Source organism: Amycolatopsis sp. NPDC089917 (genome assembly GCF_040684635.1).
Taxonomy (GTDB): Bacteria; Actinomycetota; Actinomycetes; order Mycobacteriales; family Pseudonocardiaceae; genus Amycolatopsis.
The window spans coordinates 195,685-207,338 of sequence record NZ_JBFBGL010000005.1 but is presented as its reverse complement, the minus strand read 5'-3'; the positions used below and the strand labels follow the sequence as shown (position 1 = coordinate 207,338).

Sequence of the window (11,654 nt, the reverse complement as noted above, 5' to 3'; positions counted from 1 at the left end):
GGTCTCTCCTCAGATCTCGGTGTCGATCTGCTTCAGGTTGCGCTGGTTCTCGTTGTCGCGTTCGCGGTAGTTCCGCTTGGCGAGTTCGATCGCCTCGACGTAGGTGGGGAACTCGGCGCGAGCGGTCTGGAGCTGGGTGAGCAGGCCCTGCGCGTCCGTCGCGGTGCCGAGCATGTGCTGGGAAACCCACTGCGCGGTCGCGGTGGAGCTCATCGGCGGCGACTTCTGCAGCTTGGTCAGCGCGCTCCAGCGCTCTTCGAGGCTGTCAATCACACCTTGGAGTGACCGGATCATCTCCTGACCGGTGTTCTCGTCGACGGCGAAGCCGCCCTGCACCGCCATACGCTTCAGCGCCATGCCTTGGAGGGTCGGCCTGAACGCGGCCGTGGGCCGCAGGTCCTGCGCCGCCTCGAACTTCGCTGTCGGCTGTAGTTCTTGTGCTTCCTCGGTCAACGGAGGGTCCTCTCGCCGGGTTCAGGAAGGTCAGTAGATGTCAGCGATGGCGTCCCGGATCGCGTTCGCCACGCCCGACTGACTGGCCGGGTCGTAGTGACCGATCACGGCGCCCGAGGCTTCGTCGGTCTCGGTCCAGACTAGGTACCGGCCGTCTTCGGTGTCGAGCCAGCTCAGCGGCGTCGACCGGAGCCGCTCGCCGCGGCGGCCGATCCCGCTCACGATGATGTACCCGCCGCCGAGGCGGGGCCCGGCCAGCACCTGCTCCAGGACTTCGAGGTCGCTCTCGTCGTTGCGCGGGGCCGGGGACTCCGGCCGGGCGCGGACGACGCCGGTGAACTGGAGGTTGCCGAACGCGTCGGTCTCCTCCTCGTCGAACTCGGCTTCGGCCTGACGGCGCGCGGTCATCGCGGAGACGGCACGCTCCTCCTGCTGCACGATCGTGCGGCGGCCGGTCGACGCGGGGCGCATCCGCGGCAGCACCCCGGAGAGGACCTCGACCAGCTCGTCGTCGGAGAAGAGCGCGAACTGGAGTTCGTCTTCGCCGTGGGCCTGCGTGATGCCGAGCGCCTGCCTGCCGTCGGTGAGGGTGAGGACGGCGATGTCCTGGCCGAGACCGTCGATGCCGTTGATCGAGACGGTGATCCGGTGATTCCCCAGCAGCGCGAACGCGGTGCGGACGGCCTGGTTCAGCTCGCCGTTGATCGACAGGCGGCGCTGCTCGAGATCGGTGTAGACCTTCCGGACGATCGCGGTGTACCGCTCCGGGACGATCGAGGTGTTCTGGACACGCAAGGGAAACAACCGGGCATCGACGCCAAGCGCCCGCCCGACCACCGTCGCCTCGATCGTCCCCAGCGCGAAATCGGCTCGCTCAGCCATGCTTCTGCGCTACTCCCTCGCGGGGGCCGTACCCCGTCACGATCGGCTGACCTGCATAGAGGGGGCCGACTTTGTTAATGGCCAAAACAAACTAGCACAGCGCATGACTGTACGGAACCACACGAACACCGCTGAACCCGATGGAATGGATCACAATGCCCGATCGGGCACTTTTATTGCCCCTAAAGGAATAACGGCCGCTCACCGGCATGTTACCGGTCGACGGCCGCGGGTGCGTAACTCGTCATCCGGCGGGCCACGTCCGTCCGCGAACGGGCGCCGAGTTTGCGCAAAACCTTCGCGACGTGTTGTTCCACCGTGCGCGGGGAAAGGAACAGTCCGTCGGCTATCTCCCGGTTTGTCCGGCCGTCCGAAAGCATCCGCGCGACCTCGAGTTCCCGGGGCGAGAGCTCCTGGCCGTAGCCGCGCCGTCCGCGCTGCGAGGGCGCCCACGCGCCGTGTTCCCGCAGCAGGTGGCGGCATCGGCCGGCGTCCCTGGTCGCGCCGAGTCGTTCGTAGGCCTCCGCGGCCGCCGCGAGCTCCTCGATCGCCTTGCGGTCGCCCGCGGTGATCCTGCCCGCGTCGAGGCGGCCCGCGGTGAGACGGCCGGCATTGAGACGACACAGCGCCGCCCGCTCCCGGGCGCCGATGGCCTGATACGGCATCGGCAACGCCTCGTAGCCCGCCGCCGCTTCGTCGAAAACCGTTGACGCGGCGGGATGTTTGCCGCGCGCGTCGAGCAGGATCGCCTGGCCGGCCAGCAGCGCGACCCGGGAGACCGGCGAGTCCTTGCCCTCGACGCCGCGGGCGAACTCCTCGACCACGGCGTCCGCCTCCGACCAGCGCCCGGCCCGCGTGTAGGCCTCGGCCGCGGCGGGGACCAGACCCGCCGCCCACACCCAGACGCCCTTGCGCCGGGCCGCCGCGACGGCGTTGTCGGCCGCCGCGCACGCGCCGTCGACGTCGTCCGTCGCGAGCAGCACCCGGATCAGGATCCCCGCCGCCGAAAGGACGACCGGGATGGGCCCGTGCTCCGGCGCGTGCACGCTCGCCGCGGTCAGGTGCCGTTGCGCGGCGGCGAATTCCCCGCGGACGGCGGCCAGCCCGCCGAGGACGAGCGAGGACTCCATGACGATCGGGCCGAGGTCGGGATAGGCGTCGCGGAGCTGTTCGGCGGTCTCCGCGAGCCCGGACCAGTCGCCGCGCACCCAGTCCAGCCGGGCCTGGGTCCCCTGCGCGAGCCCGGCGGCGTAGAGCGCGCCGGCGTCGGTCGCGCGGCGGATCCCTTCCGTGACCAGCTTTTCCGCCCGGCCCAGATGCCCGGCCCAGGACTGCGCGTCGGCGAGGTTGCACCACAGCCGCGCGAGCTGGACGCGTTCGGCGACGCCGGCGCCCTGGTCCGGCAGCTCGGTGAACTCGGTCCAGGCCGAGCCGTCGCCGATGTGCGCCTGCCCGGAGATCCGGTCGCCGAGCAGCGCGAGCCGCAGCTCCGGGTCTTCGAGCCGGTCGAAGACGTCGCGGGCCCGGTCCATCCAGACCTCGTGCCAGGACAACGGGGTCAGCCCGTCGATCGGCTGGGCGAGCAGGTTGATCCCGCGGGCGGCCAGCTCCGGCTCGTCGACCAGTTCGGTGATCGCCTTCTCCACCTCGACCCGGCCCCGGCCGAGCCGCCCGATCGTGCGGACCAGCAGCATCCCGAGGCTGAGCCGGATCGTCCCGCGCACGCTCGGGCGCAGGTCGGTGAGGTCTTCGAGGATCCGCTCCAGCGTCTCGATGACGTCCGGGCGGAAGCCGCGCAGCGCGACCTGGCTGAGTTTCGTGGCCAGCCGGGCGATGTCGTCCTCGCCGAGACCCGCCTCGGCCAGCACGGACTGGAGCAGGTCGATCGCGCGGGACGTGTCACCATGGGAGATGGCCTCGTCGGCGGCGGCTTCGGCGTAGTGACGCCACTGTTCGGTCCGGCCCGCCGCGCGCGAGTGGTTCGCCAGCAGGGTCAGCGGCGGGACCGGCAGGGCGGCGAGCACCTGGATGGCGCGCGAGTGCAGCAGAGTCCTTTCCGGACCGCTGATGGTGTCGTAGACGGCCTTGCGCGCCAAGGGATGCCGGAAGCCGTAGCGGTCGCCACCGAGTTCGCCGAGCACTCCGCCATCCAAAGTGGACAGAAGCGCGGAGCGGAGCGCGTCGCCGGTGAGACAGGCGAGTTCGCCGATCACCGACGGTTCGGACGGGACGGCGAGCACCGCCGCCGCGCGGGCCAGCCGGACCGCGGGTTCGGACAGCCCTTCGAGCCGTTCGGTGATGGCTTCGCGCAGGGAGATCGGGACTTCGAGACTCTCCAGGAGCCGATCGGAGAGCACTTCGCCGATCGGCAGCCGTCCGGCGGCGTCCCGCAGCGCCCGCAAGGTCTCCTCGACCACGAACGGGATCCCGGCGGTGCTCTCGTGCAGTTTCGCGGTGAACGGCGAGGAAACCCGCGGCAGGTCCAGCAGCTCTTCCGCCAGCTTCCCGACGGCTTCGACGTCGAGCGGGCCCAGCGTGACGCGGGCGGTCTGGACGTTCGGCGGGGTGCGGAACGGGATCCCGGCGCCGCCGTGCGCGGAGGGCGAACCGGTCCGGTAGGCCGCGACGACGGCCAGTTCGGCGGGCATGTCCGAGGCGAGGAACCGCATCAGGTCACGGGTGCCTTCGTCGGCCCACTGGAGGTCGTCGATCAGGACGAGCGCGGGGCCGCAGGCGATCAGGAGTTCGCGGACGGCGCGGAACTGGCGGTGTCGTTCGGCGCACGGGTCGGCGAGTGGTTCCGGTTGGGGTGGAAGGCTTTCCGCGAGTTCGGGCAGTAAGGGTCTCAGTACCCCGGCGACCGGGCTGAGCGGGCCGAGCTGCCGGTCGCCCGCCGAACGCAGCGCTTCGAGCACCGGCCCGAACGGGAACGGTTCGCGCATCGGCTGACAGGCGCCCGACAGCACCCGGCCCGCCGCGAACTCACGGCGTCCGGCCAGCTCTTCGAGCAGCCTGCTGCGGCCCATCCCGGGTTCGCCTTCGATCAGCACGGCGGCCGGACGGCGCAGCAGGATCTTCACGATCGCCGAGACCTCGACGTCGCGGCCCACGAGTGCCGTCGATCCGGCGCGGACCGAGACCGAGGTCGGGCGAGGGGTGGCAAGCCACATCATGCGCTCCTCGGTGAGGGAGTTCCCGGTGAGCCCGACACGATCTTGTGCGTTGTCCTGCGGAGCCTAAGCACTGCCTACCTGGTCGTAAACCACCCAACACGGACAGCACGGGCATCTCGCTAGGCCGTCTGCCGACGCACCGTCACCGGTTGGACGATGGATCTTCGGTTGGAAAATCACCGGACACCCGAAACATCGGCGAGAAACCCGATCCGGCGATTTATCCCACGTTCAGGGGGTGGCAACGACTACGCAAGGTATTCACTCCGAAACCCTACTTACGGACGTGCCCGTACGGGTGCCAGCCCTGAGTGATCGTCACCGGAGCAGCGGATTCGGCTCGCGAAGAATGGGTATACCTATCCCGCGCCGACCCGGATTGCGGGCTTCGCCGGAGTCCAGAACTCTCACCCGTCAGGGGAGGGCTATCGCATGGCGAACCGGAGCCGTGCGTGATGACGAGGGAGAAGCATGAAGATCACGAAGCTCCTCGGTGCGGCCGCCACGGCGGCACTGGCCACCGGCGCGCTCGTCACGGGCACCCCCGCGGCAGCGTCCTCAGCGTCCTCAGCCACCCTGCTCAACGCCGAGATGGTTCCCGCCCTGCAACGGGACCTCGGCCTGACCGCCGGCCAGGCACTCGCCAGGATCCAGAGCGAGACCGCCGCGGGCGCGCTCGAAGAGTCACTCGCCTCGGCTCTCGCCGGCAGCTTCGGCGGCGCGAGCTACGACGAGGCCACCGGCAAGCTCCGCGTCGGCGTCACGGACGCCGCGAAACTGGGACAGGTCCTCGCGAGCGGCGCGGAAGCGGAACTCGTCCGCTTCTCGGCCGCCCAGCTCGATTCCACTGTGGACAAACTGAACGCGGGCGAGCGCGCGGCGGACGGCGCGATCACCGGCTGGGGCGTCGACACCAAGACCAACCGCGTGACGCTGAACGTCCTGCCGGGCGGGAACGGCGTCGTCGACTCGTACCTGGAGAAGACCGGTGTGGACAAGGCCGCCGTCTCGGTGGTCGAGACCCCTTCGGCGCCGACGCTCAAGTACGACGTCCGCGGCGGTGACGCCTACTACATCAACAACTCTTCGCGCTGCTCGATCGGCTTCTCGGTCAACGGCGGCTTCCTCACCGCCGGACACTGCGGCCCCGGCACGGTGACCGGGTCCAACCGGGTCGCGATGGGCTCGTTCGCCCGCACCAGCTTCCCGACCAACGACTACGGCCACGTCCGGGTCAACGGCAACTGGACGCCGCGCGGCGTCATCAACAACGGCACCCGCGTCAGCGGGTCGACCGAGGCCGCGACCGGCGCCTCGATCTGCAAGTCGGGTTCGACCACCGGCTGGACCTGCGGCACCGTCGGCGCCAAGAACCAGACCGTCCGCTACGCCGAAGGCACGGTCTACGGCATGACCGCCACCAACGTGCGCTCGCAGGCGGGCGACTCCGGTGGCTCGTTCATCGCGGGCAACCAGGCCCAGGGCATGTTGTCCGGCGGTAACAGCTCGGTGACGTACTTCTTCCCGGTCCGGCCGGCGTTGTCCGCGACCGGGACCTCCCTGGTCCTCGGCTGACACCGTCCCCGGTCACCGAGAACCACCTGAAAAAGGCGAAGGGCGGACCGAGTGCCTCCAGCGCACTCGGGCCGCCCTTCGCCTTTCTTCGTACCGCGGGAGCGGTGGCTGTGGGATCAGACGTTGCTGATCTCCTCGATCAGCGCCTCGACGTCGAAGTGCTCGCTCTCGGCGCCGAACGGGACCAGCTCGTAGGTGGACTCCAGGAACGTCTCGACGTCCTCGCGTTCGAGCTCGAACGACGCGTAACCGTCGGGTGACTCGATCTCCAGCGTCAGCATGTCCTCGTCCTCGGAGAGGTCGGGGCGGACGCGGACGTCGCCGAGCCCGGCGGGGTCGGTGAGACCGGTGGCGAGCAGTTCACGCGCGAAGGTCCACTCGACCCACCGGCCGCGCTCGGTCCGGAACGACACGGTGATCGCGAACGGCTCACCGGCGTGGAAGGACAGGCGGGAGAGAACGGGCGTGCTGCTGTTGTTCAGCAGAACGAACTGGCTCTGGTGAATTGCGTCGGTGTGCACGGCCACTCCTCGGTGCTCTCGTGGTTCGCGCGGCGCGAACTTTTCGGTCTCGGGGAGGAGATGGCCGGGCCCGCGGCGGATGACGCGACTGTCGGCACGTTCACGCTATCGGCTGCATATGTCCATAGTGGTGTAACACCGGGCACAGACCCCTTGCGTTCGGGCCGATACCCGTGGTGACGGGCCCGGGGAGTCCTTTTTGGACCGCTCAGCGGTCCAGGGGCAGGGTCAGTCCCGTCTTGACCCGGTCCATCGCCACCGACGTCGTGAAGTGCCGGACGTTCGGGTTGTCGAAGAACATCCGCCGCGTGAACGCCTCGAAGTCCGCCATGTCCCGGCAGGTGACGACGAGCACGAAGTCCGCGTTGCCGGTGACGTAGTAACACTGCTGGACGTTGTCGTCCGCGAGCACCTGCCGCCGGAACCCGTCGAGGACCGCGAGGTTCTCCCGCTCCATCTCGACCATCACCACGAAGGTCATCGACAGCCCGAGCGCCCGCGGGGACAGCACCGCCACCTCGCGTTCGATGACCCCGGTCTCGCGCAGCCGCTTGATCCGCCGCTGGACGGCGGCCGCGGACAGGCCCACCTTGGCGCCGATGTTCTCGGCGATCGTGCGGGCGTCCGACTGCAGGCAGGCGAGGATGGCGACGTCCAGGCGGTCCAGGTCGGGTGTGTGCACCAGGCCAGGCTAACCGGACGACTCGTCCGGGCGCCTGCTCTTTGATCGCGCCGCCGAGCGGCGTGGATCACCCCATCGGGGATGACGAGATTCTTTGAATTGTGACCCGGAACACAACTGACGGGTCTACTGAATGGTAGCGCTTACAAGTGAATGGCAGACCCCGCATTTGCCCCGCGAAAGGATTTCTTGGTGCCCTCATCTCAGGCGGCCGTTCTCGCCGGTCTCGGCTCTTGGCTGCCTCCGCGCGTGGTGACCAACGAGGAGATCGCCCAGCGGCTGGACACCTCCGATGAGTGGATCCGCACGCGGACCGGCATCGCCGAACGCCGGGTCGTCGACCCCGGGACGTCCACTGTGGACCTCGCCGTGGAGGCGGGCCGCCGGGCGCTGGCGTCGGCGGGGGAGACCGGGGCGGACGCCGTCGTGCTCGCGACGTCGACGGCCGACCAGCTGTGCCCGGCGGGCGCGCCGCAGGTCGCGACCGAGCTGGGACTGAACGGCGTCGCCGCGTTCGACGTCAACGCCGTGTGCAGTGGCTTCATCTACGGGCTCGCCACCGGCGCCGGGCTGATCGCGGCCGGGATCGCGCGCCGCGTGCTGGTGATCGGGGCGGACGTCTTCACCTCGCTCGTCGACCCCGAGGACCGCGGCACGGTCCCGATCTTCGGCGACGGCGCGGGCGCGGTCCTGCTGCGCGCGGGGGACGCGGACGAGCTGGGCTCGCTCGGCTCGTTCGACCTGCACAGCGAGGGCGCGCTCGCCGAACTGCTCTGGGTCGAGGCGGGCGGCGCGAAGAACCGCCGCTCGGACGACCCGCGTGACCACTACCTGGTGATGCAGGGGCAGACCGTCTTCCGGCACGCCTGTGCCCGGATGGCCGAATCGGCGCGCGCGGTGCTGGATTCCGCGGGCTGGGCGGTCGGCGACATCGACCGGTTCATCGGGCATCAGGCCAACATCCGCATCCTGCAGACCTGCGCGAAGCAGCTCGGGCTCGCGGAAGACGTGATGTATTCGAACATCGAGAAGGTGGGCAACACGAGCGCGGCGTCGATCCCGATCGCGCTGGCCGACGCGGTCAAGGACGGCACGCTCCAGCCGGGTCACCGCGTCGTGATGGGCGCCTTCGGAGCCGGGCTGACCTGGGGTTCGACGCTGCTGCGCTGGCCGGACGTCATTCCGGGCTGAGCGCGCTCGCCTCCCACGCGGGCGTCGGTTCCCGGCGTCCGCGCAGCTCCAGTTCCGCGTACGGCTCCCAGTGCGCGCGCTCACCCTCCAACGCGGCTTTGAGCACCGCCTCGCTCGCGAGGATCCGGCCGTCGGCGGATTTCGCGTGCTCGGTCAGCCGCGCGGCCTCGTTCACGGCGTCGCCGATGACGGTGTACTCGAAGCGGCTGCTCGTCCCCAGCTGACCCGCGAAGACGCGGCCGCTCGCGACGCCGATGCCGAGGTCCAGCTCACCGGTCTCCTGGACGGCGTCCCGGATCGCCCGCGCGGCCGCGAGCGCCGCCGTCGGCGCGTCCGCGAGCCGGGTCGGGGCGCCGAAGACGCAGAGCGCGGCGTCACCCTGGAACTTGTTGACCAGCCCGCCGCGCGCGCCGACGGCGAGCACCACGCTGGTGAAGAACCGGTTGAGCATCTTCACCAGGTCTTCCGGCGGGGTGCGGCTCGCCAGGGCCGTCGAATCGACGACGTCGACGAACAAGGCCGTCACCTCGCGCACGTCACCCGACAGGGAGGCGCCGTACTCCAGCGCGTGCCGGGCGACCTCGTCCCCGACGTGCCTGCCGAACAGGTCCCGCATCCGTTCCTGTTCGCGGAGCCCGGCGGCGAGGTCGTTGACCGAGGTCTGCAGCAGGCCGATCTCGCTGGAGTCGTCGACGGCGACCAGAATCTCCTTGTTGCCGCGCGCGATCTCGTCGAGCGCGACCCGCAGCCGGTGCAACGGCGTCGCGACGGCTTTCGCGAGCAGGCCCGTCCCGATCGCGCCGACGCCGAGCCCGATCACCGAAAGCATGATCAGGCTCGCGACGTGGTCGCCCTGGCCGAGGTCCGGCGGCGTGGCCACCAGCAGCACGCCGAGGAACGGGACGCCGCTCGCCAGCGACCAGGTGACGATCACCCTGGTCCGCACGGTGACCCGCAGCGTCCCCTTCGGCGGCGTCACCTTGAGCGCGATCGTCATCACCGGGCGGGCGACCCATTCCGCGGCGAGGTAGGTGAGACCGACCGTGGTCAGCCCGCCGAGCCCGATCACCAGCGCCATCCCGAGCGCGTCCATCCAGGACCCGAGCACCCGCGCGAGCGCGCCGAGCACGATGGTGCCGATCAGCCAGAGCGTCCCGCTCACGATCCCCATGTCGACCGGGATCCGGAGCGCCCGCGCGGCCTCGTCCTTCGTCGGCGGGCGGCCGAAGACGAACCAGACCGCCGTGCGCCGCTGCAGCCACGCCGTCCACACGGTGCCGACCACCAGCGAAAGCGCCACGATCCCGGCCGCGGTGACGCCGAGGATCCAGCCCTGGTCGCCGACCTCGCTCGGCAGGCCCTGCAGGAGCAGCAGCAACGCCACCACGCCGGCACCGCACACACTGGACCCGAGCCCGAGCGCGGCGAACCCCAGGCTGGTCCTGAGCACCAGCCTGAACCGGCTCGACATCGTCTTCCCGCGCACCCGGTGATCGTATGACCTCCGCCGGAAAACGGTTCGCCAGTTCTCCCGGGCGATGGTTACCGTGCGGGTATGGAACCGCTGGGTCAGGACGAGATCAGGGCGTCCTTCGTGAACTGCACGCGCGGAGAGGCCAAAGGCGTCACGCTGCCCGCCCCGCCGAGCGAGATCCCTTGGGAGAAAAGGGAATTCCTCGGCTGGCGCGATCCGAAGGCGACCGCCAGGGCGTATCTCGTGCTGCCGTACCGCGGGGAAACCATCGGGCTGTCCCTTCGCGCCGCGCCCCGGCCGAAGGGCCGTGTCCTGCTGAGCAACATGTGCGGCCTGTGCACGACGACACATCCGCTGTCCGACATCGCGCTGTTCTCCGGCCGCCGCGCGGGAAAGCTCGGGCGGGAGGGGAACACGCTGGGGATCTACGCGTGCTCGAACCTCGCGTGCAGCCAGTACATCCGCGGCGAGCTGAAGTCGGACGTGCCACAGCCGACGGAGACGCTGTCGCTGGAGGATCGCGTCTTCCGGCTGGAGGACAAGCTGCACCGGTTCGTGGAGCGGGTGCTGGAGTCACGCTGAACCCGGCGGTGAGCGGTCGGCCGGCTTGTTCGTCAGGTTCGCGCACGGGCGAAGGCGGGACTCGCGGATCCGGGGCGTTCCGTGCTCAATCACGCGAGTGCGGTGCCGAAGCACGTGAGTTCCGTGCTCAATCACGCGAGTGCGGTCCCGAATCACAGACGCCACCAGTACGTGAAGGGGTCCTTCATGTACTTCTCGCGAGAATGCCCGGCGGCCATGTCGCGCCACCGCCACCGCCGCCCTCAGAACCGGAACCGCAGGATCCGCCCCATCTTCTTGAACGCCGGGAACAGCCCCGCGAACCACAGCTGCGCCCGCAGCGACGCCGAAAGCCGGTCTTTCACTTCAGGCGTCGCGTAATCCGTCGAGTCGAGTTTCGAGACCAGCGTCAGCCCGAGGCGCTCCAGTTCGGAGATCTCGTCGATGCCCCAATAGAGCGTCGCGTTGGCCTTGCGGACCACCGGATTCAGCTTCTGCAGTTTGATCCCCAGCCTGCTGAACGTGTCGAAGACCATTTCCCCGCCCTGCGGGAAATGCGCGATCAGCCGCCGCAGCAACTCTTCGCCCTCCGACGGTCGCAGGTACATCGTCAGACCCTCCGCGATCACCAGACCGGGTTTGTCCGACGGGATCTCGTCGATCCAGCCGAAGTCGGTCACGGACGAGCCGATGGTCCGGTAGCCGTCCCGCTCCGGGTAGATCCGGGAGCGCAGGTCGACGACTTCGGGGTAGTCGACGTCGAACCACCGCACCGTGGGCGGCGGGTCGAGGCGGTACACGCGGCTGTCCATGCCGCAGCCGAGCTGGACTCCGGTCGCGTCCGGACGCGACCGGAGGAACGACGCGGCCCAGTCGTCCATCGGCTTGGCCCGCAACGCGACCGTCAGCCCCAGCTGCCCGTCGACGCCGAGCGAACCGAAGTCGTAATCGATCCGCTTCACGGCCTCGTCGGCCGCGGTGTCCCCGAGGACCGGCCGGTCGCTGCGGGCGTCGAGCGCCCGGCCGTACAGCGTGGCCAGCATCGTCGCCTTCTCTTCGGTGAACTGGACCTTCTCCACCGCACACCCCCGTCAGAAGTTTCACAAACTTCTGAAAACAATACTCGCGCCAGGGCCGTCCGG

Annotated in this window: 10 protein-coding genes; 3 read left to right on the top strand and 7 right to left on the bottom strand. The window is 69.7% G+C overall.

The genetic code is table 11. The features are described 5' to 3' along the window. Positions 1-9 precede the first annotated feature (9 nt). The 3 genes from AB0N89_RS06505 to AB0N89_RS06495 form a co-directional block, all read right to left on the bottom strand. The gene (locus AB0N89_RS06505) at positions 10-453 is read right to left on the bottom strand and encodes a hypothetical protein (RefSeq protein ID WP_364200831.1); all 444 of its coding nucleotides are present in this window, start codon (positions 451-453) and stop codon (positions 10-12) included. A 30-nt stretch (positions 454-483) separates the two neighbouring features. Further along, positions 484-1,335: an ESX secretion-associated protein EspG gene (locus AB0N89_RS06500; RefSeq protein ID WP_093931770.1), complete on the bottom strand. Its 852-nt coding sequence runs from the start codon at positions 1,333-1,335 to the stop codon at positions 484-486. A gap of 212 nt (positions 1,336-1,547) precedes the next feature. Beyond that, positions 1,548-4,505, bottom strand: coding sequence for an AAA family ATPase (locus AB0N89_RS06495; RefSeq protein ID WP_364200886.1), 2,958 nt, complete (start codon positions 4,503-4,505; stop codon positions 1,548-1,550). A 474-nt stretch (positions 4,506-4,979) separates the two neighbouring features. Here AB0N89_RS06495 and AB0N89_RS06490 point away from each other — a divergent pair, with 474 nt between their 5' ends. After that, the gene (locus tag AB0N89_RS06490) at positions 4,980-6,083 is read left to right on the top strand and encodes a S1 family peptidase (protein WP_364200829.1); all 1,104 of its coding nucleotides are present in this window, start codon (positions 4,980-4,982) and stop codon (positions 6,081-6,083) included. A 116-nt stretch (positions 6,084-6,199) separates the two neighbouring features. Here AB0N89_RS06490 and AB0N89_RS06485 read toward each other — a convergent pair whose 3' ends face one another. Together AB0N89_RS06485 and AB0N89_RS06480 are read right to left on the bottom strand one after the other, a co-directional pair. Continuing rightward, positions 6,200-6,604: an SsgA family sporulation/cell division regulator gene (locus AB0N89_RS06485; protein WP_364200827.1), complete on the bottom strand. Its 405-nt coding sequence runs from the start codon at positions 6,602-6,604 to the stop codon at positions 6,200-6,202. Positions 6,605-6,812: 208 nt separating this feature from the next. Beyond that, positions 6,813-7,286, bottom strand: coding sequence for an Lrp/AsnC family transcriptional regulator (locus tag AB0N89_RS06480; protein WP_364200825.1), 474 nt, complete (start codon positions 7,284-7,286; stop codon positions 6,813-6,815). A 192-nt stretch (positions 7,287-7,478) separates the two neighbouring features. On the opposite strand from AB0N89_RS06480, the gene AB0N89_RS06475 reads away from it, so the two are divergent. Next, a complete protein-coding gene (locus AB0N89_RS06475; protein ID WP_364200823.1) occupies positions 7,479-8,477 on the top strand; it encodes a beta-ketoacyl-ACP synthase III in 999 nt (332 codons plus the stop codon). On the opposite strand, the gene AB0N89_RS06470 is transcribed toward AB0N89_RS06475, so the two are convergent. After that, positions 8,464-9,948 carry an adenylate/guanylate cyclase domain-containing protein gene (locus AB0N89_RS06470; RefSeq protein ID WP_364200884.1) on the bottom strand — a complete coding sequence of 495 codons (1,485 nt, stop codon included), beginning with the start codon at positions 9,946-9,948 and terminating at the stop codon, positions 8,464-8,466. The genes AB0N89_RS06475 and AB0N89_RS06470 overlap by 14 nt on opposite strands. 84 nt (positions 9,949-10,032) lie before the next feature. On the opposite strand from AB0N89_RS06470, the gene AB0N89_RS06465 reads away from it, so the two are divergent. Continuing rightward, positions 10,033-10,533, top strand: a complete 501-nt coding sequence (locus AB0N89_RS06465; protein ID WP_364200821.1) for an FBP domain-containing protein — start codon at positions 10,033-10,035, stop codon at positions 10,531-10,533. A 242-nt stretch (positions 10,534-10,775) separates the two neighbouring features. On the opposite strand, the gene AB0N89_RS06460 is transcribed toward AB0N89_RS06465, so the two are convergent. Continuing rightward, complete coding sequence (locus AB0N89_RS06460; protein WP_364200819.1) at positions 10,776-11,591, bottom strand: class I SAM-dependent methyltransferase; 816 nt, start codon at positions 11,589-11,591, stop codon at positions 10,776-10,778. Positions 11,592-11,654: the final 63 nt, after the last annotated feature.